The organism is Leisingera sp. McT4-56, from assembly GCF_020514995.1.
In the GTDB taxonomy this organism is placed as follows: domain Bacteria; phylum Pseudomonadota; class Alphaproteobacteria; order Rhodobacterales; family Rhodobacteraceae; genus Leisingera; species Leisingera aquaemixtae_A.
In genome coordinates this window covers 90,213-115,761 of record NZ_JAJALF010000001.1, presented here as the reverse complement: position 1 = coordinate 115,761, position 25,549 = coordinate 90,213, and the positions used below count along the sequence as shown (strand labels likewise).

28 protein-coding genes and 1 tRNA gene are annotated in these 25,549 nt (G+C 62.3%); 18 read left to right on the top strand and 11 right to left on the bottom strand.

Annotation, left to right across the window (positions count from 1 at the left end; genetic code table 11):
• Positions 1 to 18: 18 nt before the first annotated feature.
• From LHL23_RS00530 to LHL23_RS00520, 3 genes are read right to left on the bottom strand one after another with little or no spacing between them, the layout of a single operon-like run.
• The gene (locus LHL23_RS00530) at positions 19 to 1,068 is read right to left on the bottom strand and encodes a lipocalin-like domain-containing protein (protein WP_226428409.1); all 1,050 of its coding nucleotides are present in this window, start codon (positions 1,066 to 1,068) and stop codon (positions 19 to 21) included.
• The gene (locus LHL23_RS00525) at positions 1,058 to 3,475 is read right to left on the bottom strand and encodes an ABC transporter permease (protein ID WP_226428408.1); all 2,418 of its coding nucleotides are present in this window, start codon (positions 3,473 to 3,475) and stop codon (positions 1,058 to 1,060) included. The genes LHL23_RS00530 and LHL23_RS00525 overlap by 11 nt, the downstream gene beginning before the upstream one ends.
• On the bottom strand, positions 3,472 to 4,128 hold the full coding sequence (locus LHL23_RS00520) for an ABC transporter ATP-binding protein (protein WP_226428407.1): 657 nt from the start codon (positions 4,126 to 4,128) through the stop codon (positions 3,472 to 3,474). Before LHL23_RS00520 ends, LHL23_RS00525 begins: the two co-directional genes overlap by 4 nt.
• Before the next feature lie 197 nt (positions 4,129 to 4,325).
• On the opposite strand from LHL23_RS00520, the gene LHL23_RS00515 reads away from it, so the two are divergent.
• The gene (locus LHL23_RS00515) at positions 4,326 to 4,775 is read left to right on the top strand and encodes a potassium channel family protein (RefSeq protein ID WP_222475776.1); all 450 of its coding nucleotides are present in this window, start codon (positions 4,326 to 4,328) and stop codon (positions 4,773 to 4,775) included.
• On the opposite strand, the gene cls is transcribed toward LHL23_RS00515, so the two are convergent.
• Complete coding sequence (cls, locus tag LHL23_RS00510) at positions 4,772 to 6,187, bottom strand: cardiolipin synthase (protein WP_222476296.1); 1,416 nt, start codon at positions 6,185 to 6,187, stop codon at positions 4,772 to 4,774. The genes LHL23_RS00515 and cls overlap by 4 nt on opposite strands.
• Before the next feature lie 144 nt (positions 6,188 to 6,331).
• Between cls and LHL23_RS00505 the strand changes: the two genes are divergently transcribed.
• Positions 6,332 to 7,198: a YihY/virulence factor BrkB family protein gene (locus LHL23_RS00505; protein ID WP_226428406.1), complete on the top strand. Its 867-nt coding sequence runs from the start codon at positions 6,332 to 6,334 to the stop codon at positions 7,196 to 7,198.
• A gap of 129 nt (positions 7,199 to 7,327) precedes the next feature.
• Positions 7,328 to 7,516: a hypothetical protein gene (locus LHL23_RS00500; protein ID WP_222475779.1), complete on the top strand. Its 189-nt coding sequence runs from the start codon at positions 7,328 to 7,330 to the stop codon at positions 7,514 to 7,516.
• 6 nt (positions 7,517 to 7,522) lie between these two features.
• Here the strand turns inward: LHL23_RS00500 and LHL23_RS00495 are convergent, their stop codons facing one another.
• Positions 7,523 to 8,239: an RlmE family RNA methyltransferase gene (locus tag LHL23_RS00495; protein ID WP_222475780.1), complete on the bottom strand. Its 717-nt coding sequence runs from the start codon at positions 8,237 to 8,239 to the stop codon at positions 7,523 to 7,525.
• A gap of 76 nt (positions 8,240 to 8,315) precedes the next feature.
• Positions 8,316 to 9,428: a Ppx/GppA phosphatase family protein gene (locus tag LHL23_RS00490; protein ID WP_222475781.1), complete on the bottom strand. Its 1,113-nt coding sequence runs from the start codon at positions 9,426 to 9,428 to the stop codon at positions 8,316 to 8,318.
• Between the two features lie 285 nt (positions 9,429 to 9,713).
• Here LHL23_RS00490 and LHL23_RS00485 point away from each other — a divergent pair, with 285 nt between their 5' ends.
• The 3 genes from LHL23_RS00485 to LHL23_RS00475 are packed head-to-tail and all read left to right on the top strand — an operon-like array spanning position 9,714 to position 12,043.
• Entirely contained in the window at positions 9,714 to 10,010 is a 297-nt protein-coding gene (locus LHL23_RS00485; protein ID WP_226428405.1) for a virulence factor, read from the top strand.
• 27 nt (positions 10,011 to 10,037) lie between these two features.
• Positions 10,038 to 10,964: a methylenetetrahydrofolate reductase gene (locus LHL23_RS00480; RefSeq protein WP_226428404.1), complete on the top strand. Its 927-nt coding sequence runs from the start codon at positions 10,038 to 10,040 to the stop codon at positions 10,962 to 10,964.
• A 17-nt stretch (positions 10,965 to 10,981) separates the two neighbouring features.
• Entirely contained in the window at positions 10,982 to 12,043 is a 1,062-nt protein-coding gene (locus tag LHL23_RS00475; protein WP_222475784.1) for a methyltetrahydrofolate cobalamin methyltransferase, read from the top strand.
• Positions 12,044 to 12,170: 127 nt separating this feature from the next.
• Here the strand turns inward: LHL23_RS00475 and LHL23_RS00470 are convergent, their stop codons facing one another.
• Both LHL23_RS00470 and LHL23_RS00465 read right to left on the bottom strand, forming a co-directional pair.
• Positions 12,171 to 12,602 (bottom strand): BLUF domain-containing protein, encoded by a 432-nt coding sequence (locus LHL23_RS00470; protein WP_226428403.1) that lies wholly within the window; start codon positions 12,600 to 12,602, stop codon positions 12,171 to 12,173.
• Between the two features lie 269 nt (positions 12,603 to 12,871).
• Positions 12,872 to 12,961, bottom strand: a tRNA-Ser gene (locus LHL23_RS00465).
• 119 nt (positions 12,962 to 13,080) lie between these two features.
• Between LHL23_RS00465 and LHL23_RS00460 the strand changes: the two genes are divergently transcribed.
• From LHL23_RS00460 to LHL23_RS00430, 7 genes are all read left to right on the top strand, one after another.
• Positions 13,081 to 13,932 (top strand): DUF2059 domain-containing protein, encoded by an 852-nt coding sequence (locus LHL23_RS00460; protein ID WP_226428402.1) that lies wholly within the window; start codon positions 13,081 to 13,083, stop codon positions 13,930 to 13,932.
• Between the two features lie 201 nt (positions 13,933 to 14,133).
• A complete protein-coding gene (gene rplU / locus LHL23_RS00455) occupies positions 14,134 to 14,697 on the top strand; it encodes a 50S ribosomal protein L21 (protein WP_222475789.1) in 564 nt (187 codons plus the stop codon).
• Positions 14,698 to 14,708: 11 nt separating this feature from the next.
• Positions 14,709 to 14,978, top strand: a complete 270-nt coding sequence (rpmA, locus tag LHL23_RS00450) for a 50S ribosomal protein L27 (RefSeq protein WP_222475790.1) — start codon at positions 14,709 to 14,711, stop codon at positions 14,976 to 14,978.
• A 282-nt stretch (positions 14,979 to 15,260) separates the two neighbouring features.
• Positions 15,261 to 15,797, top strand: coding sequence for a GNAT family N-acetyltransferase (locus LHL23_RS00445; protein ID WP_226428401.1), 537 nt, complete (start codon positions 15,261 to 15,263; stop codon positions 15,795 to 15,797).
• Positions 15,798 to 15,917: 120 nt separating this feature from the next.
• Positions 15,918 to 16,952, top strand: a complete 1,035-nt coding sequence (gene obgE, locus LHL23_RS00440) for a GTPase ObgE (RefSeq protein WP_226428400.1) — start codon at positions 15,918 to 15,920, stop codon at positions 16,950 to 16,952.
• Positions 16,940 to 18,046 (top strand): glutamate 5-kinase, encoded by a 1,107-nt coding sequence (gene proB, locus LHL23_RS00435; RefSeq protein ID WP_226428399.1) that lies wholly within the window; start codon positions 16,940 to 16,942, stop codon positions 18,044 to 18,046. The genes obgE and proB overlap by 13 nt, the downstream gene beginning before the upstream one ends.
• A gap of 75 nt (positions 18,047 to 18,121) precedes the next feature.
• Positions 18,122 to 19,387: a glutamate-5-semialdehyde dehydrogenase gene (locus LHL23_RS00430; RefSeq protein ID WP_226428398.1), complete on the top strand. Its 1,266-nt coding sequence runs from the start codon at positions 18,122 to 18,124 to the stop codon at positions 19,385 to 19,387.
• A 63-nt stretch (positions 19,388 to 19,450) separates the two neighbouring features.
• Here LHL23_RS00430 and LHL23_RS00425 read toward each other — a convergent pair whose 3' ends face one another.
• Positions 19,451 to 20,047 (bottom strand): histidine phosphotransferase family protein, encoded by a 597-nt coding sequence (locus tag LHL23_RS00425; RefSeq protein WP_222475797.1) that lies wholly within the window; start codon positions 20,045 to 20,047, stop codon positions 19,451 to 19,453.
• A 34-nt stretch (positions 20,048 to 20,081) separates the two neighbouring features.
• Here LHL23_RS00425 and LHL23_RS00420 point away from each other — a divergent pair, with 34 nt between their 5' ends.
• The 5 genes from LHL23_RS00420 (at position 20,082) to tsf (ending at position 23,873) form a co-directional block, all read left to right on the top strand.
• Positions 20,082 to 20,264, top strand: a complete 183-nt coding sequence (locus LHL23_RS00420) for a DUF3553 domain-containing protein (protein ID WP_039145992.1) — start codon at positions 20,082 to 20,084, stop codon at positions 20,262 to 20,264.
• 106 nt (positions 20,265 to 20,370) lie between these two features.
• Entirely contained in the window at positions 20,371 to 21,132 is a 762-nt protein-coding gene (locus LHL23_RS00415) for a GNAT family N-acetyltransferase (protein ID WP_226428397.1), read from the top strand.
• Positions 21,129 to 21,959 (top strand): lysophospholipid acyltransferase family protein, encoded by an 831-nt coding sequence (locus LHL23_RS00410; RefSeq protein WP_226428396.1) that lies wholly within the window; start codon positions 21,129 to 21,131, stop codon positions 21,957 to 21,959. Before LHL23_RS00415 ends, LHL23_RS00410 begins: the two co-directional genes overlap by 4 nt.
• Before the next feature lie 188 nt (positions 21,960 to 22,147).
• On the top strand, positions 22,148 to 22,918 hold the full coding sequence (gene rpsB, locus LHL23_RS00405) for a 30S ribosomal protein S2 (RefSeq protein ID WP_226428395.1): 771 nt from the start codon (positions 22,148 to 22,150) through the stop codon (positions 22,916 to 22,918).
• Positions 22,919 to 22,997: 79 nt separating this feature from the next.
• Positions 22,998 to 23,873, top strand: a complete 876-nt coding sequence (gene tsf / locus LHL23_RS00400) for a translation elongation factor Ts (protein ID WP_226428394.1) — start codon at positions 22,998 to 23,000, stop codon at positions 23,871 to 23,873.
• A gap of 474 nt (positions 23,874 to 24,347) precedes the next feature.
• Here tsf and LHL23_RS00395 read toward each other — a convergent pair whose 3' ends face one another.
• Positions 24,348 to 25,103, bottom strand: coding sequence for a LuxR family transcriptional regulator (locus LHL23_RS00395; protein ID WP_226428393.1), 756 nt, complete (start codon positions 25,101 to 25,103; stop codon positions 24,348 to 24,350).
• On the bottom strand, positions 25,100 to 25,549 hold the full coding sequence (aroQ, locus tag LHL23_RS00390) for a type II 3-dehydroquinate dehydratase (protein ID WP_226428392.1): 450 nt from the start codon (positions 25,547 to 25,549) through the stop codon (positions 25,100 to 25,102). The genes LHL23_RS00395 and aroQ overlap by 4 nt, the downstream gene beginning before the upstream one ends.

Here is a 25,549-nt window from a genome sequence, read left to right as displayed (position 1 = left end):
GGGCGCCTTCGGGCGCCCTTATTCATATCCGGTCATCTCAAGGTATCCTGTGCCGCTGTGGCTGCCGGTTACCGTGACCGGCCCCTCCCAATAAGAGAACGAGGTGCCCATCCAGCTTTGCGGGTTAAGCGCCTGAACCTCAACGGAAACCCCCTTTTCGGGCAGACTGGTTTGCCAGCGCGTCGGTATCTTGCGGCCCTCAACATCGCTGTATTCCAGGGGGGCAGCCTGAAAGGCCCCCGGTGCCAATGGCTCCGCCGTGCCGTCAGGGGATATCCAGGTTCCGGAAGTAAAATCACCGGATTCGCCGCGCAGCACGAACCCCATCAGCTTGCCGCCGCTGTCAAAGCTGAGAGAGAACCAGTCCCAGCCGCTTTGATCCTCCGCCAAAGGCTGGCTGGACCATTCCCGGTCCAGCCAGCCGTGGCCGGTGACTTTGACCGGTCCCGCTGGCAGCTCAAGCGTGCCAGAGATCTGATAATGCGGCTGGGAGTAATAGTGGCTCGCCTGGCCGCTGGCGGATTTCACCGAATACCCGGCGTCCCCATGCAGCACCAGCGGGCCATCTGCGGTGAGGTTGAGGTCGTATGAAAAGCCGTTGCCTGCGGCCGAAAGTGATATGTTTTCAAGAGTCTCGCCAGTAGTGCGCATCTGCCAGTCATTGATCCAAGCCTCAAACGGGACCGCCCGGACCCCAGCCTGACCAATCCCGCCGCGGGCTATGCGCTCTGCAAACAGGTGCTGGTCCTGGCTGGTCACAGCCGCATGGGCCATCCAGATTTGCGGGCTTTGCCAGCCGATTGCCTCGCCAGGCGCCAGAGCGGAGCGAAACAGCGTCCACTGGATGCCGTAATCTGCACCGTCGGGTCCTTCAAGGTTGGCGGTCAAGTACCACCACTCAATGCGGAAATCTGAATGCGGGCCATGGTCCGCAGGAAAGGACAGCTGGGTGCCTGGCTGCGGAATGGCGAACCCCTCCGCTTCGGTTCCCAGCCCGGCGTAGCTCTGTGGCTGCGCGGCGGTAGCCCAGCCAGCGGCGGCGGCCCAAAGGAAAAACTTAGCGTTCATTGGCAAACACCTTGAGCAGTTCTGCCGGATCGATCCGGCTGAGCCGCCGGGCAGGCAGCGCGGCGGCAAAAACCGCGGCCAGCAACGCCAGCAGGAACAGCTGCAGCCAATCTAGGGGAAACAGATACATGGGCAGCTTCCAGCCAAATGCCTCCACATTGATCACCGACAGCAATGCCCAGGCCAGGACCAGGCCCAGCGGCAGCGCCAGAACCGCGGTAACCGCCGCCAGCAGCAAGCTGCGCAGGATTTCGGTCCGGGCGAGCTGGCGGCGGGTCAGCCCCATCGCCCAGACCGGCGCAAGCTGCGGCAGGCGCTGGTTCCACAGGGTAAGCAGGCTGGTCAGCAGGGCAAACCCTGCAACACCAAGCGTCAACAGGTTCAGCGCCGCGGTGACGACAAAGGTTCTTTCGAACACGGCAAGCGAGCGCGCCTTAGCTGTGGCCTGATCGGTAATGTTTTCACGCGGGAGATCAAATTGTTCCCTGATGTCTCTGATAAGAATTGAAATCTTCTCCGGTGCCACCCGTACTCCGTAGTTACGGTTCGGAATGTCCGGGGCACGGGCCAGAAGCGAATGCAGGGAAACCATCACCTGGCCGTTTGGGTTGCCATAGTCGGAATAGATCCCTGCGACGGTCAAATCCCATCCGGGTTCAAGCTGTAGGAGAGAGCCTGGGGCTGTTCCGTAGCGGCGGGCTAGTTGCTCATTGACCATAGCGGCCCGACCACCCGCAACCTGCTCCCAGGCATCCGGCAGCGCGTCCAGCAGCGGCCAGTTCTGCCGGAAGGCCGGATCATCCGTTACCCCGTAGATCCGCAAGGGTGCGCCCTGATACCGGGTGTCGCTATAGCGGCGCGGAAGGGCTGTGATGCCCTTTGCATCAAGCCATTCTGCCAATGCGGCGCCTTGGTCATCGCTGCTGGCGGTGACATATACCTCCGCGAACAACCGTTGATCCAGCCAGCCGGTGAAAGTCAGGCGGAAACTGGAGACCATGGTGCCAACCCCAACATTCGCTGCCAGCGCCAGCAGCAGGGCCATCAGGGCAAGCGACATGCCTGGTAGCTGTGCGCGTGTATCGGCCCAGAGCCACTCGGCAAATGGCCTTTTGGCCAGCCGCGCCCCGAAGCGTAGCCCGGCTGATATCAGCATCGGCAGCAGCAGCGCGGCCCCCAGCATTAATGCGCCCAGGAATGCGAAACCTGCAATAAGCCCTTGAAAAATATTCAGCACCAGGAAGCCGCCCGCGACTAGAAGGGCGCCGGATACTGCTCCGGTAATATGCGACCGGCTGGCTTGCTGGCCCCGGGCGCGGGTGGCAGGGGCAGCCAGCAGCGGCATCCGCCACAACGCAAAAAGCGCCTGCGACCCTGCCAGGAAAGTACCGCCCAGCGCCATCGCCAGTCCGGATATTGCCCAGCCGGGACGCAGCGACAGGCTGCCATCCACCGGTGCGCCGTACAGCCCGGCCAGGGTGGCGCTGACGTCCGGCAGCAAGGCTGCCGCAACGACATAACCGCCTGCAAGCCCCGCTGCACCGGCGGCCAGCGCGACAACGGCCAGTTCCGCAGCAAAGAGGCCGGTCAGCAGCTGCATTGGCACCCCAAGGCTCCGCAGCGTTCGGATCATTCCGCGGCGCTGTTCAATACTGAGAGCAATGGTGCCTTGGACAATGAACAGGCCGACGGCAAAGGCCAGCAGGCCGAAAGCCGTGAGGTTCAGGTGAAAACTGTCAGTAAGCCGCGCGGTGTCGGAGGCGGCTGACCGGGCCGCTGCAAGCCTCAGCTCGGGGGCAAGTTCCTTGAGCGGTGACAACCCGGGGCGCTGGTCCGGCAGCACCAGCAGGTAGCTCAGGCTGTCCGGCCGCCGCAGCAGTGTACTGGCGAGACTGATGTCGGCCACGGCCACGCCGCGCGGCAGATCCGCCAAAGCAGTCACCGGGTGCTCAGTCTGGGAGGCCTGCAGCAGAACCGCCGTTTCAGGATGCGCAAAGAGCCGTCCGGGCGGCAGAAGCGCATCCAGGGGCGGAACACCGTCTTGCTCTGCGGCTTCGGACAGCGCGGCTGCCAGCGGGTGCTGCAGCAGGTCAACCCCCATGATATCAAAGCTTTGCCGCTCGAACCTGACAGTGCCTTCCAGCACCGGCGCGAGCAGCCATCCAGCCCGGCGCAATGCCGCATACTGGCCAAGCGGGATCATTCCCGTCTCTGGCATCAGCCGATCCGCCCCTGCGGTGCCAAGCTGTTCCGCCGCCCGGGCATAACTGGCGCGGGCTTCAGTGTTGATCGCCTGCACCGCCGACCACAGGCCGGTCGCCAGCGCGATACCCAGGATCAGAGTTGCCAGCTGCAGCGGGTGCCGCCGCCAGTGCGACAGGATGGCCAGCAGCGCAGCGCTGGTCATTCAGCCAAGCCGTTTTGCAGATGCAGGCTCCGGTCCAGCATTTGCGCAATGGCCGATGAATGGGTCACCAGGAACAGCGCCGTGCCGCTTTCCCGCACCAGTTCCAGCATCAGCTCCATCACCCTGGCGCTGGCCGTTTCATCCAGGTTGCCGGTAGGCTCATCCGCCAGCAGCAGCTTGGGCCGCAGGGCCAGTGCCCGCGCGATCGCCACGCGCTGCTGCTGCCCGCCGGACAGCTGCTCGGGGTAGTGTTCCAGCAGGCCGGAGAGGCCCAGTTGGCTGGCCAGATGCTGCCCCCAGTCCTCGTCCCATCTGTTTCCCAGCCGGGCGTGCAGCGCGATATTTTTTCGGACATCAAGTGAAGGGATTAAATTAAACTGCTGGAAAACAAGAGAAACCTTGTGCCGCCTCAGCGCTGCCCGCTGGCGGTCCCCCAGGCTCGAGAGGCGGGTTCCGTCAATCTCGATTTCGCCGCTGTCGAAGTGGTCCAAGGCCGCAGCCAGATGCAGCAGTGTGCTCTTGCCGGAGCCGCTGTCGCCAGTCAGCGCCAGGCTGCTGCCTGCTGCCAGGTCCATTGACACCCCGCGCAGCACGGCCGTTTCCGCCTGCTGGCCGGGATAGGACTTGGTCACATTGCGGATCGTCAGAACCATTATCGGCAACTTTCCGGGCGCTTGGATTGCACTTGCTGCAAGGGCACTCAATACCCAAGACCCCGGGATGTCCAGCCCGCTACCGGCGCGGCAGCGGACCTGCGGCAAGACGGAACGCGGCAATTTTCGTATTGCAGACAGCGGAGCCAAGGTGCAGCTATGGGTTGCCAGAGCACGATCAGAACGGGAGGTCCGGCATGACGCTGTGGAACCAGCTGCTGTGGGGGTCAATTTATCTCAGCGCCTGCCTGATCCTGGAAATCTCAATCCTGGTCTGGTGCGCCTCTGTGCTGAACAGGTTGTCCTGCAAGTTTGCAAAACCCTACAGGCCCTGGCAGCTTGGCCTGATCCTTGTAGTGGCAATTTTCATAATCCTTGGCAGCCACACCGCGCAAGTCTGGATCTGGTCCTCGGCATTTGTGCTGGTCGGCGCGATCGAGGACTGGAACACCTCGGTTTATTTCTCGCTGGTGACCTATACCACGCTTGGCTACGGCGATGTCGTTTTGGGACCAGCGCTGCGGATATTCGCCGCTTTCGCTGCGGTGACCGGCCTGTTCGGTTTCGGGATCAGCACCGCGTTTCTCGTCAGCGCGATGGGGCGCCTGTTTTCCTTTAACGGCCAGCGTTCTGGCAGCAGCAGTTAAAGCACGGGCGCCAGCAGCCGCGCCGCCGGGGCCAGCAGACGGATTGCAATGGTCTGCTGCTCAAGGCTGGCGGAAAGTTCTGTCGAACGCCTGAAATCCTCGGCCAGCATGTCCGCAATGGCCGATGCCGTCGCCTGGTCAAAAAACAGAGCCATGGTTTCGAAGTTGAGCCGGAAAGAGCGGTTGTCCAAGTTTAAGGTGCCGACACCGCCAATCGTGTCATCGACCACAAAACACTTCTGATGCATAAAGCCGCCCTGGTAGCGCAAGATATGCACGCCGGCCGCCCTTAATTCATCAAAGAATGCGAAACCAGCCAGCCAGGGCAGGTAATGGTCGATTGTCTCTGGCAGCAGTATCCTGACATCGACACCGCGCAAGCCTGCGTGTTTCAGGGCAGCAAAAACGTCCTGGTCGGGCACGAGGTAGGGGGATGCAATCCAGATCCTGGACTGGGCCGCGGTGATTGCAGAAAAGTAGAGCATGGACCCGTTGCCGATAGTGTCGCCCGGTCCGGTGGAGGCAATCAGGGCAGGGCGATCCTGGGGCGACGCCTCAGGCTCCCAGTTCAGCAGATCCAGGATCGGTTCCTGGGTGCGCCAATGCCAGTCTTCGGCAAACGACAGCTGAAGCTGCTGGACAACAGGGCCGGACAGCCTCACATGCGTGTCCCGCCAAGGGCCGAACCCCGGGTCCAGCCCCATGTACTCATCACCGACGTTCAGGCCGCCAGTAAACCCGACGCGGCCGTCTGCAATGACGGTTTTCCTGTGATTGCGGAAATTAATGCGCAGACGGTGCCAGGGGCCTCTTTGGACAGCAGGGTCGATCATGTTGACACCCGCAGCTTCCAGCGCGCGCTTGTACTCGCGGGGGAGCTTCCGGCTGCCGATGCTGTCGGTCATGAACCAGACGGTCACGCCGCGCTCTGCTGCGGCAATCAGCCGGGATTGCAACTGTGCTCCCAGATCGTCAGCGTGCAGAATGTAATATTGTACAAGGACGTACTCTTGCGCGTTTTCAATGGCTTCGAAGATAGAATTGAATGTTTCTGAACCGTTAATTAGCAGCTCCATGCCGTTACCGCGGCAAACCTGCAGACCTGCAATGGCTTCAAAAGGGGCGGTTTTGACGCTCAGCGCCGGCACATCTTCGGATTGGGCAGAGGTGTAATTGCGTTTTGCGATTACCGCCTGTTCCGCCGCCCGTCGGGCTTTCCAGTAACCTCTGAACCGGTGGTGGCCAAAAATCAGATAAGCTGGCAGCGCGAGGACGGGGGCTGCCAGCAGGAATACCACCCAGCCGATCGCCCCCTGCGGGGTGCGCGCAGTGCGGGCCGCGCTGAGCGCGGCAAGCCCGGCAGCCGTCCAGGTTGCGGCCAGGGCGGCGGTGCTGAGAACGATCCCGAACATCGATGGCTCCAAAAACTGCCTTAGAGTCAACCTAATGCCGAATGCAGCTGCCTGCCATACCCGGCGCCGTCGCGTGCAGGGCTGTTTTGCGGAAGGGGTGCTTTGCCGCTGGCATTTTTCCTGCAGTTGTGGAACCTTGCCGCTATGCCGATCTTGCCGCCAATCCGCATGTGGCCAGCCGCTTTGCTGACTGCCGCCCGCCGTTTCAACCGGAAAAACGGCTGGGTGATGAGCAGCCATATTGCCATGTCGATGATGCTGGCGCTGTTTCCCTTTGTTCTGTTTACCGTCGCACTGGCGGGCACGGTGGCCGGGCTGCTGTCGCAGGAATTTGCAATGGAAGCGATGACAGAGCAGGTGTTCAGCGTCTGGCCGGATGCGGTGGCCCGCCCGATCCTGCGCGAGCTGCAATCTGTTCTGGAAAAGTCCAATACGCAGCTTGTCACCCTGGGTGGCCTGTTTGCCCTCTATTTTGCCTCAAACGGGGTCGATGCCGTTCGGACGGCCATGGTGCAGGCCTATCACGACACCGACACGCGGCCATTCTGGCGGTCGCGTGCTTTGTGCATCGGGCTGGTCATCCTGGGCGGGGCCGGCATTCTGGCGGTCACCGTTTTCGAAGTGATCATGCCGCTGTACGTTCGCCACATTACGAAATTGCTGCCGTTTGCCACTGTGCCGCAAGGCTGGGAACCGGGGCTGAGAGGTTTGCTGGCGCTGGCCTTGCCTGTTGGAGCCGTGCTGGCGTTTCACGTCCTGCTGCCGGGCCGCGTGCACCGGTTGCGGCGGATCCTGCCGGGGGCGGTTCTGACACTTGTTCTGTGGCTGGCCTGCGGCAGCGGGTTTGCGGTTTATGTGGGCTCATTTGCACAATATTCCGCCACCTACGCCGGTCTTGCCGGCGCCATGGCGGCGATGATATTTCTGTACCTGAATTCCGCCATCCTGATCCTGGGGGCGGAATTTAACGGTGCGCTGATCGACATGGCCAACGGCATGGGGCGGACATAGCAGCTGCGGCTTACGTGCAACTGTTTCCGTTTATTCAACAATAAGGCAACGTTGCCACAATTGCGCCCATCTGAGATCCCAATTGCCCCTTAGTTCTGCTGGAAAGCAGACGATCCAGAAGGGGCCACCATGACAAAATTGCACAGCAAGCTTCGCCATATGCGCCTGTTCGAACTGATGCGCCAGCGCGGGATGGCCGGCCATGCCAGCCGCAAGCTGCGGGTGTCCCGGCTGACCGAAGAAGAAGGCGAGGAGGCCGTCATGCTGCGCACTCTGGCGGCGCGGTCGCTGACCGTTCCGCACAGCCGCCGGGTCTGATCCGGCTCAGCCGCGGAAACCGGTTGCCACCACGAATTTCTCAGAGCTGTCCGACCGCGAGGAGGGCGGCTTGATGTTCATCACCTTGGTGAACTTCTGCTTCAGCAGCTTCTGCAGCTCACCCTCGGCACCGCCGGCCAGAACCTTGGCGACAAAGGTGCCGCCTTCTTCTAGCACGTCAAAGGCGAAGTAGGCAGCGGTTTCGCACAGCGAGATGATCCGCAAATGGTCGGTCTGCTTGTGGCCGGAGCTGGCCGCCGCCATGTCCGACATCACCACATCCGCCTTGCCGCCAAGCCATTCCTTGACCTGTTCGTCAGCGCCGTCATCCATGAAGTCGAGCTGGTGGAATTCGGCCCCCGCCAGCGGTTCGACCTCCTGCAGGTCGACACCGATGATGCGGCCGACGGCCTTGCCCGGCTTCTCGCCCAGGGAATTGATCCGCTTCACAGCCACCTGCGCCCAGCCGCCCGGTGCGCAGCCAAGGTCGACAACCCGGGCGCCGTTCACCAGAAAGCGGAACTTGTCGTCCAGCTCCATGATCTTGAAGGCCGCGCGGCCACGGTAGCCTTCGGCCTGGGCGCGTTTCACATAGGGGTCGTTCAGCTGCCGCTGCAGCCAGCGGGTCGAGCTGAGCTTGCGCCCGCGCGCCGTTTTCACGTTCACTTTCAGATCGCGTTGCCCGCGTCCCGAAGTATTCTTTCCTGTCGGTGTCTTTGCCATGACTGCCACCATTTGCGCCGGGTGCCCGGAGTTTCGACACCTCCGGCCCGGAAAAATCCAATACTACAGGCCCTGGTTAATAAGGGCCGTCTTCCAGAACGCCATCCGCGCTCATCTGCGCATAAAGCAGACCTTCACGCAGGCCGCGGTCCGCGACCGACAGCCGGTCGGTGGGCCAGCAGCGCAACAGTGCCTGCAGAATGGCGGAGCCGGACATGATCAGCGCCTGCCGGTCCTCGCCGATGCGGGGGTCGCGGCGGCGGCCCTGAGGGCCGAGTTCTAGATAACCGCGGATCACTTTGTCAATCTGATCGCTGGTCATCCGCAGGCCATCGACCTTGGTGCGGTCGTAGCGCTTCAGACCCAGATGCGACGCGGCCACGGTGGTGACCGTGCCGGAGGTGCCGACGATCTGAAAGCCCTCGCGCGCCTGTTCGTCCTTGTAGGGGGCGAAATCGGCGAGGTTCTCCTCGAAGAACCAGCTCATCAAAGCAAAGCGCGCGGCGTCGTCCTCCACATCGTTGAACTGGTCGCGCAGTGTGGCAACCCCCAGCGGCACCGAGATCCAGTCTACCACCTTGGCGGCGGGGAAGGGGCTTTCGGTCGGGTGGAACCCGTTGTGCAGCCGCATGATGGCGGACGGGCGGTCGCGCCGCGGCACAGAAGAGACGTCGATCCAGACCAGTTCGGTGGAACCGCCGCCGATATCGACCACCAGCAGCTGCTCGGTCTTGGTGGAGACCAGCGGCGCGCAGGAGATCACTGCCAGCCGCGCTTCCTCCTCCGGCTGGATGATTTCCAGTGTCAGCCCGGTTTCCCGTTTCACCTGGCGGATGAAGTCGCGCGCGTTTTTGGCCCTGCGGCAGGCTTCGGTCGCCACCAGCCGCATCCGCTTGACCTTGTTGCGCTTGAGTTTCTGCTGGCAGATCCGCAGCGCCTGAATGGTGCGCGCCATCGAGGACCGCGACAGCCGTCCGGTCCGCTCCAGCCCGGCGCCGAGCTGCACCGACTTGGAGAAACTGTCGACCACATGAATGCCGCTGCCCTTGGGCTGGGCGATCAGCATGCGGCAGCTATTTGTACCCAGATCCAGCGCCGCATACAGCGCATCAGGATCGGGACGGGCCGGTGCAGGGGTCTCAACCGCCTTGGGAAACGCGCCCGCACCTTTCGAGCGCCTGGGCGCCATGATTCACGCCCTCCGATTATCGTGTTAACTGTGACAATAGGTGCGCAGATACGGCGGCGCAAGCGCCCCGGAGGCAGAAGTGAAGCAATTTCCGCCGCTTCCCGGAAAACTCATAATCCACATGAATATTTTGGCACCAAGCCGCTGTGGCATTCGCAGGTGTACAAAGCTAGTGTCGCGGCAGCAAAACGTCGCTCAATCCCATCGTGTTGTCGAAAATCGACCAACTTGCGGCGCGCCACCGCACTAGAACGTGGTCTATCCAGGCTAGGAGGAAAGCAAGGCATGCCCGACGTTACGATCGTATACTGGCGCGATATCCCCGCGCAGGTCATCGTTGGCAAAGGCCGCCGCGGCGCCAAACGGCAGCTCGAAGAGCGGTTCGAGCAGGCCATTGACCGCGCGGCCATGAAGGTGAACGCCAAGGACGCAGACGCCTATCTCGCCGAGTGGCGCAAGGCCGAGCCTTTCGCTGCCGAGGGCGAGGCTGCCGAGATTGCCGAGGCCGAAGCAATCCGCCTGGAAACGGAATACGATCAGGACCGCCTGAAGGCGCTGATCGCAAATGACGGATGGGCGTGAGCCTGACACCACTTATGGGAGGCCGTGATGGCTTTGCTGAACTTTAAAAAACGTGACTCTGGCGCTGCCCAGCCCGTCAACCCGCAGGTCGAGGCCTTCCTGCAGGGCTATTCGATCGAGGTGATGCCGCGCACCGCCGAGAAGGTCGACGATTTCCGCGACCTGCTGCCGGCCGGCACCCGCGTTTACATCGCGCACATCGAAGGCACCCCGATCGAGGACATGGTCGCCACTGCCAAGCGCCTGAACGCGGAAGGCTTCCCTGTGATGCCGCACTTCCCGGCGCGCATCATCAAGGACGAGGCCACCCTGGCCGACTGGATTGCCCGCTACCAAGGCGAAGCCGACGTCAAGCAGGCGCTGATGCTGGCAGGCGGCGTTGCCAAGCCGCACGGCGATTTCCACAGCTCCATGCAGCTCTTGGAAACCGGCTTGTTCGACAAGGCGGGCTTCACCAACCTGCACGTTGCCGGCCACCCGGAAGGCAACAAGGACATCGACCCGGACGGCTCCACCAAGAACGTCTCCGAGGCAGTGCAGTGGAAGCAGAAGTTCTCCGAGCGCACCGACGCCAAAATGGCGCTGGCCACCCAGTTCGCCTTTGAGGCCAAGCCGATCATCGAATGGGCAAACGGGCTGAAGGCCGCGGGCGTGGACCTGCCGATCCACATCGGCATCGCCGGCCCGGCCAAGCTGCAGACCCTGATCAAATTCGCCATCGCCTGCGGTGTCGGCCCGTCGCTGAAGGTTCTGCAGAAGCGTGCAATGGACGTGTCCAAGCTGCTGCTGCCCTACGAGCCGACCGATGTGGTTGCCGAGCTGGCCGCCTACAAGGCGGAAAACCCGGACTTCAACATCACCAACGTGCATTTCTTCCCGCTGGGCGGCATCAAGACCAATGCCACCTGGGCCATCAACAACGGCGGCGCCTCGGCAAAGCCGGTCAACTCCTAAGACCCTAAGGATCAAAAATGACCCGTACAGTCGTAGAATCAAAAACCAAAACCGCGATCCTGGGCTTTGATCAGCCGTTCTGCGTGATCGGCGAGCGGATCAACCCGACCGGCCGCAAGAAACTCGCAGCGGAACTGGAAGCCGGCGATTTCTCCACCGTCGAGAAGGACGCGCTGGCCCAGGTGATGGCAGGCGCCAACATCCTCGATATCAACGCGGGCGTGGTCTACAACTCCAACCCGAACCCGAACGAGACCGAGCCGCCGCTGATGACCAAGATCGTCGAGCTGGTGCAGGGCCTCACCGATGTGCCGCTGTGCATCGACTCCTCGGTTCCGGGCGCGCTGGAAGCCGGCCTGCAGGCTGCCGAAGGCCGGCCGCTGCTGAACTCCGTCACCGGCGAGGAAGAGCGCCTGGAGCACGTTCTGCCGCTGGTCAAGAAGTACAACGTGCCGGTTGTGGCGATCTCCAATGACGATACCGGCATCTCGGAAGACCCCGATGTCCGTTTCGCGGTGGCCAAGAAGATCGTCGAGCGCGCGGCCGATTTCGGCATCCCGGCGCATGACATCGTGGTCGACCCGCTGGTGATGCCGATCGGCGCCATGGCGACCGCCGGCCAGCAGGTGTTTGCCCTGGTGCGCCGCCTGCGCGAAGAGCTTGGCGTGAACACCACCTGCGGCGCGTCCAACATCTCCTTCGGCCTGCCGAACCGCCACGGCATCAACAACGCCTTCCTGCCGATGGCAATGGGCGCGGGCATGACCTCTGCGATCATGAACCCGGTGGCGCTGCCGGTGACCCAGAAGGCAATCGCCGAGAAGAAGGCCCTGGTCGAAGCGGCCGGCATCATCCTGCCGGAAGGCATGGACGACGAGGCGTTTGTGACCATGTTTGGCCTGGGCTCGACCAAACCGCGCGCGGGCAAGGAAATGGAGGCCATCCGTGCCGCCAACCTGCTGACCAACAACGACCCGCACGGCGGCGACTGGATCAAGTTCAACAAGCCTCCGGCAGCGGAAGGCGAAGAAGGCCGCGGTCGTGGCGGCCGCGCCGGCGGACGCCGCCGCCGCGCCTGATTTGCCGTCAGCGCAATAAACGAAAGGCCAGGCGGTTTGCCTGGCCTTTTTCGTTTCCGGATAAACCGGTTGCTGCCCTCGTTTTACATGGCATTGTTTTGGCCGTTCGGCGGCCCGATGCCGCCGCCTATCTCAGCGAAAGCAGAAACGTCTTGAGGAAGGCCTTGGTCACAGGATCATTCTCTGCCCGTTTCATCGTGTCGCTGGCCTGCAAGTCCCGGATATTGTGAAAGCTGTCCTGGGCTTCGCGGGATACTTGACTGAACGGGAGCGACGCCATCTCCCATTCGCTAAAAATCCGGCTGTCGACGTCCTTGCTGCCCATCCTGGCGATCTGGTGGTGCCGCTGGTCGCTGACAATCCTGGCGTAGCAGGCTTCCACTGCTGCGCGCGGGCCTTCCAGAACCTGCAGGAAGGATCCGTCATGGAACAGCATAAGCCCGGTGATCCCGTCCTGCGCATTGCGCTGCCGGGCCGTGGCGAGGATCGCTTCGATGTCGGAGTCTGACAGCGCCCGGGCGGCCGAGCTGAGGTAAACAATCCGGTGCAGTATTTCCATCTGTCACTTTGCCTCCGTCTGCGAATTCCTGTCCGCTGCAGCCCAATGCCCTAAGACCGGTCAGGCGAAGCGCCGGTAAGGGTCGGGTCCGGCCAGCAAATTGAAACAGCTTGGACTTAAGGTTGAGTAAAGCCAATTCCTGCAACTAAAAGATAGCTTCGTCGGCTGCCAGCCATGACAAAACCGTCTGATGAAAACAGGCTAGGAGTGAAGGCGTCCGTGACTCCAAGGGCGATATCAAAAAATCAGAAGCGATCTGTAAGGGAAAGTGGCGGAGAGACAGGGATTCGAACCCTGGGTGGGCTTGCACCCACAACGGTTTTCGAGACCGCCCCGTTCGACCACTCCGGCACCTCTCCGCGGGGGGTGAGGCGCGGTTTAATGTTGATTCCGGACCGGCGCAAGGGGCGAATTGCAGCTTTGGCAAAAAAAGCCGGATTTCCGTTGCCAGCCAAGGCTTTTTGCCTAAATTTGCAATATGCAGATGATCCTCTCAATTCCCGCTTTTCCGCTGCGCATCCTTGCCGCTCTGTGCTTGGCCTGCTGGGCAATGGCCCACTCGGCCTTGGCCGCAGACCGCGAGCGGGTCGAGGCGTTTCTGGAGGTCACCGGGTTTGATGTGGCGCTCGACAGCATCGCGCTGTCGGCTTCCAGCGCCCCGGATATGCTGGGCGTCGATGCGGGCGCCTTCGGCAGCCAGTGGACCGAAATGTCTGAGGAAGTCTTTGATACCACGCAGATGCGCGGCCTGGCCCTGGATATCCTGGAAAGCACCCTGGATGACGAGGCGCTGGATCACGCCGCCGCCTTTTATGCCAGCGATCTCGGGAAGCGGCTGGTGCGGGCGGAAAACTCCTCGCACCTGGTGGAGGATGACGAGGTCAAGCAGCTGGCCGGCAACCGCATCATTTCCGATCTGGTCAAGGCCGGCAGCAAGCGGGTCGCGATGTACCAGCGGATGGGATCGGCGATTGATGCTGCCGGCACCGGCGTGAAGGCGCTGCAGCAGATCCAGTTCCGGTTTCTCATGGCGGCAGCTGCGGCGGGCGTGATCGAACTTGAGCTGGACGCGGATGAGCTGCGCGCGCTGATGAAGGATCAGGAGGGCGAGTTGCGGCTCAGCCTGCAGGCGTCAAGCCTTGCCGCAGCTGCCTATACCTATCAGGAATTTACCGATGCCGAGGTTCAGGCCTATGTCGAGGCGCTGGAGGAGGCGCCGATGCAGCGGGTTTACGAGCTGCTGAACGCAGTGCAGTACGAAATCACCGCAAACCGGTTTGAGGAACTGGCCCACCGGATGGCGGAGCTGACACCGGGTGAGGATATCTGAGTTCCGCGGGTTGTTTGAAAAGCCTGTGGAAAACGGTTGACACACCGCTTGTTCCGAACCATAAGCCCGCATCCCGGCCCGGAATCCGTGCGCCGGGGTTTATTTGTCATACGCCCATCCAAGGGCGCGCTGTTCGAGGCGGCATTTGCCGAAACGCCCGCAAGGGGGCCGTAGGACGCGGTTAGAAAAGGAAAGACGCACATGTTTGCGGTCCTCAAGACTGGCGGCAAGCAGTACAAGGTTCAGGCGGGCGACGTGCTCCGCGTTGAGAAACTTGCTGCAGATGCCGGCGACACCATCCAATTCGACGAAGTTCTGATGCTGGGCGGCGACGCTCCGGTTGTCGGTGCTCCGCTGGTTGACGGCGCAGCCGTCAAGGCAGAAGTGATCGAGCAGATCAAAGGCGAGAAGCTGATCCACTTCGTCAAGCGCCGCCGGAAGCACTCCTCCAAGCGCACCAAAGGCCACCGTCAGAAACTGACCCTGGTCCGGATCACCGAGATCCTGGCTTCGGGCGCAACCAAAGCCGCTCCGAAAGCTGCTGCCAAAGCCAAGGCCGCTCCGGCTGCTGAAGCTGCTGCAGGTTCGGACGACCTGACCCAGCTGACCGGCGTCGGCCCCGCAGCTGCCAAGAAACTGGCAGAAGCAGGCCTCACCAGCTTTGCTCAGATCGCAGCCTTGTCCGCAGACGACATTGCTGGTATCGAAGCAATCAAAGTGAAGCCCGAGTGGGTTGAGCAGGCCAAAGAGCTGGCCAAAGGCTAAGGAGAGAGAGAATGGCACATAAAAAAGCTGGCGGTTCCTCCCGTAACGGCCGCGACTCTGCCGGTCGCCGCCTTGGCGTGAAACTCTACGGTGGCCAGGCGGCCATCGCAGGCAACATCATCGTGCGTCAGCGCGGCACCAAGTTCTGGCCGGGCGAAGGCGTGGGCATTGGCAAAGACCACACTCTCTTTGCAACTGCTGACGGTGCTGTAAGCTTCCGCAAGGGCCTGAAAGGCCGCACCTTTGTATCGGTTCTCCCAGTGGCGGAGGCCGCTGAGTAAGCCGACCCGAAGGGTGAAGAAATCTTTAGGGGGATCGGCTATAAGGCCGGTCCCCCTTTCTGTTTTGTAACTTGAGCTTGTGATGAGTTTTCCATTGGTGGCCGTAACCAAGCACAGTGCAGTGTCCCAGCCTGGTGTTCACGCCGGGCAAACGGGAAGTTTTGCAATATTTGAAGGCCGCGTGACTTGCCGTGACGGCTTGGCATGCACATCTGGAATTCGTCGCAACAACAACAAAGGCGTTTGCCGCCACATAAATTTAGGCAGAGGAGGAGCACATCCATGAATTTGGAGCAGATCGTGTGCCAGCAGGTGATTGAAACTGAGCGTTTTGTCCTGCGGCCACTGCGAAAGTCCGACGCCGGCCTGATTGAACACTATGTCAGCGATGCGCGCGTTGCCCGCATGACCCGGTCGGTTCCGCACCCGCTGCCGCCCGGCGCGGCTGAGGCCTTTGTGGCCCGCGCCATGGCGGAAGAGCGGGACGAGGACGTCTGGGTGATCGACGGCACCGTCGAGGGCGATTCCGAGCTGAAAGGCGTCATCGGCCTCAAGCGGATGGACCGCAACCAGTCTGAAGTATCCTATTGGACGGCGCCGCCGTTCTGGAACACCGGGCTTGCCTCTGCGGCGCTGAAGGCGCTGGTTGATGCCAACCCGCAGAAGAACGACGCGATGTTTGCGTCCGTCTTTCAGGACAACCCGGCCTCGGCCCGGGTGCTGATCCATTGCGGCTTTGATTATCTCGGCGATGCCGAAAGCTATTCGGTGGCGCGTGACGCCTCCGTCCCAACCTGGACATACAGCCGAAAACTGTGATTGGCGCGGCGCGCGCTTTGCGGTAAGGCAATCGAAACAGTCCCGCCATGGCCTTGGGCTTTGGCGGGACACTTGTACTGCACGGGCGGGCACAGGGGCCTGCCGCATTAAGGAGCTGTCATGAAATTCCTCGATCTGGCAAAGGTCTACATCCGCTCGGGCGCCGGCGGGAACGGCTGCGTCAGCTTCCGCCGTGAAAAGTACATCGAATACGGCGGCCCGGACGGGGGCGATGGCGGCAAGGGCGGCTCGGTCTGGGCTGAGGTCACCGAGGGGCTGAACACCCTGATCGACTTCCGCTACCAGCAGCATTTCTTTGCCAAGAACGGCCAGTCCGGCATGGGCCGCCAGCGCACCGGCAAGGACGGCGACGATATCGTGTTGCGCGTGCCTGTGGGGACCGAGATCCTGGACGAGGATGAGGAAACCGTTCTGGCGGACCTCACCGAACCCGGGCAGCGCGTGCTGCTGGCCAAGGGCGGCAATGGCGGCTTTGGCAACCTGCACTTCAAATCCGCCACCAACCAGGCGCCGCGACGCGCAAATCCGGGGCAGGAGGGTGTCGAGCGCACCATCTGGCTGCGGCTCAAGCTGATCGCCGATGCGGGCCTCCTGGGACTGCCGAACGCGGGTAAATCGACCTTCCTGTCGGTCACCTCCAACGCACGTCCCAAGATTGCGGATTACCCCTTTACCACGCTGTACCCGAACCTGGGCGTGGTCGGCATCGACAACACCGAATTTGTGGTGGCTGACATCCCGGGCCTGATCGAAGGCGCGCATGAGGGCAAGGGGATCGGCGACCGGTTCCTGGGCCATGTGGAGCGCTGCGCGGTGCTGCTGCACCTGGTAGACGGCACCTCCGACACTGTGGTCGAGGATTACGAGACCATCATCGGAGAGCTGGAGGCTTATGGCGGTGTTCTCGCCACCAAGACCCGGATCACCGCGCTCAACAAGGTTGATGCCATCGACGCGGAAGAGCTGAACGAGAAACGTGCCGCCCTGGAAGCGGCCGTGGGCGGTCCGGTTTATCTGATGTCCGGCGTCAGCCGCGAAGGGGTGAACGAGATCCTGCGCGCCCTGCGCAATGAGATCGACGACGACCGCCTGCGGATGAAGCCCGCCGAGGAGGAAAAGCCTTGGCAGCCCTGACGTCGGCAAAACGGATTGTCGTCAAGATCGGCTCGGCCCTGCTGGTCGACCGTGACAGCGGCGAATTGCGCGCAGGCTGGCTGCATTCGCTGGCCAATGACGTTGCCTGGCTGAAGTCGCGCGGCACCGATGTGGTTCTGGTTTCCTCCGGCTCCATCGCCCTGGGCCGCGGCGTTTTGGGCATGCCGCGCGCCGACCTGCCTCTGGAGCAATCCCAGGCTGCCGCCGCGGTTGGCCAGATCCGTCTGGCCCGCGCCTATGAGGAGGCGCTGGCGCCGCACCGGATCACCACGGCGCAGGTGCTGGTGACGCTGGAGGACAGCGAAAACCGTCGCCGCTACCTGAATTCCCGCGCGACGCTGGAAACGCTGCTGGCAATGGGGGCCGTGCCCATTGTCAACGAGAATGACACCATCGCCACGGATGAGATCCGCTATGGCGACAACGACCGTCTGGCGGCGCAGGTCGCGGTGACGGTCGGGGCCGACTGCCTGATCCTGCTGTCCGACGTTGACGGCTTTTACAGCGCCAACCCGGCGCTGAACCCGGACGCCAAGCGTTTTGACCGGATTGACGCGATCACCCCGGAGATCGAGGCGATGGCCGGCGATGGCGTCTCCGGCCTGTCCAAGGGCGGAATGATCACCAAACTGCTGGCCGCCAAGATGGCAACCGCCGCAGGCTGCGCCATGGCGATCACTGAAGGTTCTCCCTTGAACCCTCTGAAAACACTTCAAGAAGGCGCGCCTTGCACCTGGTTTGCAGGGCAGGGTGATCCGCAGGCCGCGCGCAAGCACTGGATTGCGGCGATGAAGACCCGCGGCGTGCTGACGATCGATGAGGGCGCCGCCCGCGCGCTGATGTCCGGCAAGAGCCTGCTGCCCGCAGGTGTTCGTCATGTGGAGGGTGACTTTGGCCGCGGCGATCCGCTGGCCATCCTCGGCCCAGACGGGCGCAAACTGGGGCAGGGTCTGTCGCGCTACACCGCCGATGAGGCCCGTGCCATCCAGGGGCGCCAGTCGCAGGAGATCGAGGCCACGCTGGGCTATCCCGGCCGCGCCGCGCTGATCCACCGCGATGATATGGCGCTTTGACCGCATCCACTGATGGTTTATTCCAGCCGGGACGGCACCCAGTGCCAGACAGGGACCGGCAAGGGCACGAGACATATGAAAGAAAATGAAAATATCCCCGCCGTGATGGCGGAGCTTGGCAAACGGGCAAAGCAAGCGGCGCAAATCCTGGCGACAGCTAGCGCGGAACGCAAACACGCGGCGCTGATCGGCGCCGCAGAAGCGGTCTGGAGCCGCCGAGCAGAGATCATCGCCGCAAACGCCAAGGATCTTGAGTTCGGCCGCGGCAAGGGCCTGTCGGACGCGATGATGGACCGGCTGATGCTGGACGAAGCCCGCATTCAGGGCATCGTCGACGGTTTGCGCGCGGTCGCGGAACAACGCGACCCGGTGGGCGAGGTGATGGAGGAGTGGGAACAGCCCACCGGCCTGAAAATCCAGCGCGTCCGCACCCCGCTGGGCGTCATCGGCGTGATTTATGAAAGCCGTCCCAATGTGACCGCCGATGCCGGCGCGCTGTGCCTGAAATCGGGCAACGCGGTGATCCTGCGCGGCGGCTCCGAAAGCTTCCATTCGTCGCAAGCCATCCATGCCTGCCTGGCAGAGGGATTGAAATCCGCAGGCCTGCCGGAAGACGCCGTGCAGCTGGTGCCGACCCGCGACCGCGCTGCGGTGCAGGAGCTGCTGACGATGACGGACTATGTCGATGTCATTGTTCCCCGCGGCGGCAAGGGGCTGGTCGGCCTGGTCCAGCGCGAGGCGCGGGTGCCGGTCTTTGCCCACCTTGAAGGCATCGTGCACATCTACCTCGACAAGGCTGCCGATCCTCAGAAGGCGCTGGATGTGGTCTTGAACGCCAAGACCCGCCGCACCGGCATCTGCGGCGCCGCGGAATGCCTGCTGATCCATCAGGACATTGCGCCGACGCTCGGCAAGATGGTTCTGGAGGCTTTGGCCTCTGCCGGCGTTGAAATCCGTGCCGAGGCGGGGATGCCCGGACCGGACGGCATGACCGCTGCCACGGCCGAGGACTGGGGCAAGGAGTATCTGGATTCCATTATTGCTGCCAAGCAGGTGGCAGGCATTGATGAAGCGATCCAGCACATCCGCACGCATCACTCGCAGCACACCGATTGCATCATCACCGAGGACGAGGACGCGGTTCAGAAGTTCTTTGCCGAACTCGACAGCGCTATCCTGATGCACAACGCTTCGACCCAGTTTGCCGATGGCGGCGAGTTCGGGATGGGGGCGGAGATCGGCATTGCCACCGGCAAGATGCATGCCCGGGGTCCGGTCGGCGCAACGCAGCTCACCAGCTTCAAATACCTGGTGCGCGGCAACGGAACCACCCGCGCCTGACCAGCACAAAAAGCAAAACGCCGGGCGGGCAGCCCGGCGTTTCCATGCAGGGGATCCGGCTGCTCAGAACTGCAGCGTGATCTTCTCCAGGTTCAGCTCCAGCCGCACCGTGCGGTCGGCTTCCTTGGCGGCCTCTGGCAGCAGCGCAAATTGCACCAGCGCCGGGGTGATTTCCGCGTTCGAGGTGCCGCCGCTGACCCGCGCCCACAGCTCATCATCGACGGTCACTTTGCGGCCTTCGCCCACCACGGTCCATTTGCCGTCTGCGGAGAAGATCTTGACCGTGCCGCCATATGGCAGGGCCGATTCCAGGCACAGCGCCGACAGCAGCGCCAGCCGTGCTTCGCTTCGGGTGCAGCCCTCCAGCGGCGACCACTGGTACTGGATCCGTCCGCCCTTGCTGACGTCCTCCAGAACCGAAACCACCTCGGCCCGGCCCATCTGCTGGTCGCCCGCGGCGCCAAAGGCGATGCGGAAGAAGCGGATGCGGGCATTGGCGTTTGCAACGCTGTCGGAAATCAGCTCCAGCTCCGGCCCCGACATGCTGCCGGCCATACCCAGAAGTTCCAGGCCGTTGTTGATGGCGCCGACAGGGCTGATCAGATCGTGGCAGATCCGGGACCCTACCAATGCGGCCAGATTGGCGTTATCTACACCCATAACGTATACTTCCTCCGAACTGGGCCACCCGCATATGAATGACCTTAACGCTATTTTAGCCCCCGGCATGTTTGTCCGGCACCCGGACCACCCCGAATGGGGCGTCGGCCAGGTGCAGTCGAACGCGGGCGGCAAGATCACGGTGAACTTTCCCGATCAGGGCAAGCTCGTGATTGACGGAGCGCGTGTCTCCCTTATTCCCGTCTTTGATCCATAACGGTTTATGAAGAGTTAACGAATTCCCTCAAATTCTCCCGATTTGCTGCGCGTTCTTTGCCTCATTGGCGGAAGGCGCTCAAGCCTGAACTACGCTAGGTGACCGAATGCCAGACGCCGCCCCGGAATTTTCCGTAAAGATCGCCGAAACGGAGGACGAGCTGCAGGCCGCGCAGGCGCTGCGGTATGACGTGTTCGTGCGCGAACTGGGCGGCGGCGGCGAGATGGTCGATCACGAGGCCGGGCTGGAGCGGGACCGGTTCGACCCGTTCTTTGACCACATGCTGGTGACGGATGAAGCCAGGGGTGCAGTGGTGGGCGTGTACCGACTGTTGCGCGATGACCAGGCGGCAAGGGCTGGGCAGTTCTACTCCGAGGATGAATACGACCTGAGCGTTCTCAAGGCTTCGGGCCGACGTCTGCTGGAACTGGGGCGCTCCTGCCTGCACCCCGATTACCGCGGCGGCATGGCGATGTTTCACCTCTGGTCCGGCCTGGCGGAGTATGTCGAGCACCACGGGATCGAGATCCTGTTCGGCGTTGCCAGCTTCCATGGCACCGATCCGCAGCAACTGGCCAATCCGCTGGCCATGCTGCATCACAACCACCTGGCGCCACCGGAGCTGCGCGTCAGGTCGAAAGCGTTGCAGTCCATGGACTTGGTTGCCGCTGATGATCTGGACCGAAAGCGCGCGATGGTGGATACGCCCGCGCTGATCAAGGCCTACCTTCGGCTTGGCGGATTTGTTGGCGAGGGTGCCTACATTGACCATGCGTTCAACACCACCGACGTCTGCCTGATCCTGGACACCGCGCGGATGAACGAGCGGCAGCGCAAGATCTATACCGGCGGAAAGGGACGCGGATGAGTATCAGCTGGCAAAGCGAGGACAGGCCTGATCCGGTCCGGATCAGGCCGCTGGGCTGGGTTCTGGTGCTGCTGCGCGGCCTGCCGCTAGCGCTGCTGGTGTTCGGCGGGCTGCTGGTTTTGCTGACCGTGCGGCTGGCCGAGCGGCCGCTGTTCGGGCACCAGCGGCCGGTCACACCGTTCATCACCCAGTTCGTCTGCCGTAATGCCTTCCGTATCATGGGGATCCGCTACCAGACCCGCGGCACGCTGATGCGGCAGCGCGGGCCGGTCGTTGCCAACCACTCCTCCTGGCTGGATATTTTCGCCCTGAACGCGCGAAAGCGGATTTACTTCGTGTCCAAGGCCGAGGTTGCCGGATGGCCGGGCATCGGCTGGCTGGCGCGGGCCACCGGCACCGTGTTCATCGAGAGAAACCCAAAGAAAGCCCGGGAGCAGGCAGAGTTGTTCGAGCAGCGGCTGCAGGCAGGGCATAAGCTGCTGTTCTTCCCGGAGGGCACGTCGACGGACGGATTGCGGGTTCTGCGTTTCAAAACAACACTCTTCGCCGCGTTTTTCACCGATCAGCTCCGCAACGGCCTGTTTGTTCAGCCGGTTTCCGTGGTGTACCACGCGCCAAAGGGAGCGCCCGACCGATTCTACGGCTGGTGGGGGGAGATGGACTTCGGCCCCCATCTTCTCAAGATTCTGGCCGCCCCGCGCCAAGGCGGGGTGGAGCTGATCTATCACCCGCCGCTGAAGGTGGCGGATTTCCCGGACCGCAAGGCGCTGGCTGCCCGGGCTGAGGCATTGGTGCGCAGCGGTCATCAAGAGGCCCTGAAGGCCTGAAATGCGGGGCAGGGCGCCGATTTCTGCGGGACGGCCCTTGCCAGCCGGCAATTTCTGATCTATAGGCGCGCCTACGAACCCGCAGGCGGGGTTTGGCCTGATCAGGGGAGACATCCCTGACGGACCCCCGGTTGGAGCAAATGCTCTGAACCCCCGCCGAGGATAGAAACCGGAAAGGATAGAATAGCATGGCTCTTCCCGAGTTCACCATGCGTCAGCTGCTGGAAGCTGGCGTTCACTTCGGCCACCAGACTCAGCGCTGGAACCCGCGCATGTCGCCGTTCATCTACGGCTCGCGCAACGGCATCCATATCATGGACCTGACCCAGACTGTTCCGATGCTGGACCAGGCTCTGCAGGTTGTCCGTGACACCGTCGCCAAAGGCGGCCGCGTGCTGTTCGTCGGCACCAAGCGTCAGGCAGCCGGCCCGATCGCCGAAGCCGCCGAGAAGTCCGCTCAGTACTACATGAACCACCGCTGGCTGGGCGGCACCCTGACCAACTGGAAAACCGTTTCCCAGTCGATCAACCGCCTGAAGGAAATCGACGAGAAAATGGCGGGCGGCGCCGAAGGCCTGACCAAGAAAGAGCGTCTGGGCATGGAACGCGACCAGGAGAAGCTGCAGGCCTCCCTGGGCGGCATCCGCGAAATGGGCGGCGTGCCGGACCTGCTGTTCGTCATCGACGTGAAAAAAGAAGCACTGGCAATCGCCGAAGCCAAGAAACTGGGCATCCCGGTTGTGGCCGTCGTCGACACCAACTGCTCCCCCGATGGCGTGGACTACATCATCCCGGGCAACGACGACGCATCGCGCGCCATCTCGCTGTACTGCGACCTGGTTGCCCGCGCAGCTCTGGACGGCATGTCGGCTCAGCTGGGCGCAGCAGGCGTTGACCTGGGCGCGCTGGAAGAGGCACCGGCTGAAGAAGCCGTGGCTGAAGAAGCCGCCGAAGCCTGATCCGTCCTGTCACGGAACTGACATGCGGGGCAGGGTATCACCTGCCCCAAATCTGTTTTTGAATTGAGGAGAGCCTAAGATGGCAATCACTGCAGCAATGGTGAAAGAACTGCGCGAATCCACCGGCGCAGGCATGATGGACGCGAAGAAAGCACTGGTCGAAAACAACGGCGACATGGAAGCCGCTGTTGACTGGCTGCGTACCAAAGGCCTGGCGAAAGCCGCCAAGAAATCCGGCCGCACCGCAGCCGAAGGCCTGGTGGCCGTTGTCGTCGAAGGCGGCAAAGGCGTTGCTGTTGAGGTGAACTCCGAAACCGACTTTGTTGCCAAAAACGGCGAATTCCAGGAAATGGTCGGCAAGATCGCCACCGCAGCCCTGGGCGCCGGCGACATCGAAGCGCTGGCCGCTGCCGACCTGGGCGGCAAATCCGTTGCCGACACCCTGACCGACAAGATCGCCACCATCGGCGAGAACATGTCGCTGCGCCGCATGGAGAAGCTGGAAGGCGAAACCGTCATCTCCTACGTCCACAACGCGGCGACCGCCGGCATGGGCAAGATCGGCGTTCTGGTTGCCATGAACGGCGGCGACGAGGCCATCGGCAAGCAGGTTGCAATGCACATCGCAGCCGTGAACCCGGCCGCGCTGTCCGAAGCTGACCTGGACGCGTCCGTTGTTGAGAAGGAAAAGCAGGTCCAGATGGACATCGCCCGCGAATCCGGCAAGCCGGAGCAGGTGATCGAGAAGATGATCGAAGGCCGCATGAAGAAATTCGTGGCTGAGTCGACCCTGCTGAACCAGCAGTTCGTGGTGAACCCGGACCTGACCGTGGAAGCCGCTGCCAAGGAAGCTGGCGCCACCATCACCGGCTTTGTCCGCGTGGAAGTGGGCGAAGGCATCGAAGTCGAGAAAGAAGACTTCGCAGCCGAAGTGGCCAAGGCTGCCCAGGGCTGATCGGCCCCGGAAATCCGGAAATGATAGGCCGGCGGGACATCAGTCCCGCCGGTTTTTTTGTGCGCATACGGCCGCCCGTTCCGCACGAGGACCAGCATGCCTTGATTGGATGTGTCTTGGGAGAAGAGCGAGGGGCCCCGCTGATGGGGATGGGCAGGGCCCCTCAAATATCGGGGCAGGTCGCGGATCTATACGCGCCTGCCCCCGATCAGGTAGGAGAGCCTTGTAATCGCAAGGTTCGATACCCAAAGTTCCTTGGCCAAAGCCACCACTCACGGAACATGTGCAAATTGCAACGAATTACCCTTTAGCGGTAGTACAGAAAACCATACTTTTTGACGCTAATTGGCGTCTTGTTGAAAACAGCACTGGGCCGCGCCAGGGAAAGCGCTGCGCAACACCGGAAAAACGTTGTAATTACAAAATACTGCGCCGCAAAGGTAAGGTCCGCGGTGCCGCTGCGTATCCGCGTGGTCAAGCGTCCATAGGATACATCTGGTTGTGCAGCGCCGCCTTCAGAACCGCCTGCGCTGTGGTCTCCACCGACAGGGATTCCCGGGCTAGCCGCAGGTGCTTTTCGATGGTCGCGGGCGTCAGTCCCATCAGCAAAGCAATGTCCTGTGTGGTCTTGCCGTCGCCGACCCATTGCAGAACCTCCCGCTGCCGCTTGGTAAGGCTGCGGTTCGGCGCAGCGTAGGGCAGGGTGAGGATCTTCAGGTGGGCGACATTGTTCATCAGCACGATGTCATCGCCTGCGTCCAGCCACACGGCGTCCACCTGATCCTGTGTCATGCCCGGCCGGGCGGCCAGAGAGATTGCCCCCTTGAAACGCGGCGAAGCCGAGGAGAAGCTGACCGTGTATCCGGCTGTCAGGCCCAAGGCCTGATTGAACTCATGAACCTTGCTGGCTGCCGCGCCTAGCTTGCCGCTGGCGGCCAGTTCCTGCACGATCCGCCAGCTGCCGGCGCCTTCGTTTTCCAGCGCCCAGCGGAGCATAGGCGCCTGGGAGTAAAGCCCCTGGTGCAGGAAGCCTTCCAGATAGGCGCTGTCGTGGTTTGACAGGATGACAAAGTCATCCGGGTCTCCCAGCGACGTCTCGGTCTTGTAGCGGGTATGGCCGTAGATCAGCCTGTCGAACCCGTATTCCGCCATTTGCCGGACGTGGCCGTCCCAAAGCTCCTCTAGGCTTTGCGCGCTGCAGACAAAGCTCAGATAAGATTTAAAGTTCATGCTGCGGGGGCCTCATTCAGCCGCGCTGCCAGTGCATCCAGCGCCAGCAGGTAACCCTGGGCGCCAAAACCGCAGATCTGCCCCAGTGCCGCCTTGGAGATATAGGACGTATGGCGGAACGGCTCCCGCGCGTGAATGTTTGAGAGATGCACTTCAATGGCCGGAATCTCAACGGAAATCAGCGCGTCCATCAGCGCGACCGATGTGTGGGTATAGGCGCCGGCATTCAGAATGATTCCCTGATGCTGACCCTTGGCATCGTGGATGGCGTCGATCAGGGCGCCCTCATGGTTGGACTGCAGGCAGGCCACGTCCAAACCCAGTTTTTTGGCGTGTTCCGCACAAGCTTCTTCTACCATGGCCAGAGTGACCGAGCCGTATACTTCCGGCTGTCGGGTTCCCAGCAGGTTCAAATTGGGTCCGTTCAATACCAGAATACTCGCCAT

Coding starts and splice junctions, on each gene's coding strand:
- LHL23_RS00530 (WP_226428409.1), bottom strand. CDS start 1,068: ATGAACGCTAAGTTTTTCCTTTGGGCCGCCGCCGCTGGCTGGGCTACC.
- LHL23_RS00525 (WP_226428408.1), bottom strand. CDS start 3,475: ATGACCAGCGCTGCGCTGCTGGCCATCCTGTCGCACTGGCGGCGGCAC.
- LHL23_RS00520 (WP_226428407.1), bottom strand. CDS start 4,128: ATGGTTCTGACGATCCGCAATGTGACCAAGTCCTATCCCGGCCAGCAG.
- LHL23_RS00515 (WP_222475776.1), top strand. CDS start 4,326: ATGACGCTGTGGAACCAGCTGCTGTGGGGGTCAATTTATCTCAGCGCC.
- cls (WP_222476296.1), bottom strand. CDS start 6,187: ATGTTCGGGATCGTTCTCAGCACCGCCGCCCTGGCCGCAACCTGGACG.
- LHL23_RS00505 (WP_226428406.1), top strand. CDS start 6,332: ATGCCGATCTTGCCGCCAATCCGCATGTGGCCAGCCGCTTTGCTGACT.
- LHL23_RS00500 (WP_222475779.1), top strand. CDS start 7,328: ATGACAAAATTGCACAGCAAGCTTCGCCATATGCGCCTGTTCGAACTG.
- LHL23_RS00495 (WP_222475780.1), bottom strand. CDS start 8,239: ATGGCAAAGACACCGACAGGAAAGAATACTTCGGGACGCGGGCAACGC.
- LHL23_RS00490 (WP_222475781.1), bottom strand. CDS start 9,428: ATGGCGCCCAGGCGCTCGAAAGGTGCGGGCGCGTTTCCCAAGGCGGTT.
- LHL23_RS00485 (WP_226428405.1), top strand. CDS start 9,714: ATGCCCGACGTTACGATCGTATACTGGCGCGATATCCCCGCGCAGGTC.
- LHL23_RS00480 (WP_226428404.1), top strand. CDS start 10,038: ATGGCTTTGCTGAACTTTAAAAAACGTGACTCTGGCGCTGCCCAGCCC.
- LHL23_RS00475 (WP_222475784.1), top strand. CDS start 10,982: ATGACCCGTACAGTCGTAGAATCAAAAACCAAAACCGCGATCCTGGGC.
- LHL23_RS00470 (WP_226428403.1), bottom strand. CDS start 12,602: ATGGAAATACTGCACCGGATTGTTTACCTCAGCTCGGCCGCCCGGGCG.
- LHL23_RS00460 (WP_226428402.1), top strand. CDS start 13,081: ATGCAGATGATCCTCTCAATTCCCGCTTTTCCGCTGCGCATCCTTGCC.
- rplU (WP_222475789.1), top strand. CDS start 14,134: ATGTTTGCGGTCCTCAAGACTGGCGGCAAGCAGTACAAGGTTCAGGCG.
- rpmA (WP_222475790.1), top strand. CDS start 14,709: ATGGCACATAAAAAAGCTGGCGGTTCCTCCCGTAACGGCCGCGACTCT.
- LHL23_RS00445 (WP_226428401.1), top strand. CDS start 15,261: ATGAATTTGGAGCAGATCGTGTGCCAGCAGGTGATTGAAACTGAGCGT.
- obgE (WP_226428400.1), top strand. CDS start 15,918: ATGAAATTCCTCGATCTGGCAAAGGTCTACATCCGCTCGGGCGCCGGC.
- LHL23_RS00430 (WP_226428398.1), top strand. CDS start 18,122: ATGAAAGAAAATGAAAATATCCCCGCCGTGATGGCGGAGCTTGGCAAA.
- LHL23_RS00425 (WP_222475797.1), bottom strand. CDS start 20,047: ATGGGTGTAGATAACGCCAATCTGGCCGCATTGGTAGGGTCCCGGATC.
- LHL23_RS00420 (WP_039145992.1), top strand. CDS start 20,082: ATGAATGACCTTAACGCTATTTTAGCCCCCGGCATGTTTGTCCGGCAC.
- LHL23_RS00415 (WP_226428397.1), top strand. CDS start 20,371: ATGCCAGACGCCGCCCCGGAATTTTCCGTAAAGATCGCCGAAACGGAG.
- LHL23_RS00410 (WP_226428396.1), top strand. CDS start 21,129: ATGAGTATCAGCTGGCAAAGCGAGGACAGGCCTGATCCGGTCCGGATC.
- rpsB (WP_226428395.1), top strand. CDS start 22,148: ATGGCTCTTCCCGAGTTCACCATGCGTCAGCTGCTGGAAGCTGGCGTT.
- tsf (WP_226428394.1), top strand. CDS start 22,998: ATGGCAATCACTGCAGCAATGGTGAAAGAACTGCGCGAATCCACCGGC.
- LHL23_RS00395 (WP_226428393.1), bottom strand. CDS start 25,103: ATGAACTTTAAATCTTATCTGAGCTTTGTCTGCAGCGCGCAAAGCCTA.
- aroQ (WP_226428392.1), bottom strand. CDS start 25,549: ATGGCGAGTATTCTGGTATTGAACGGACCCAATTTGAACCTGCTGGGA.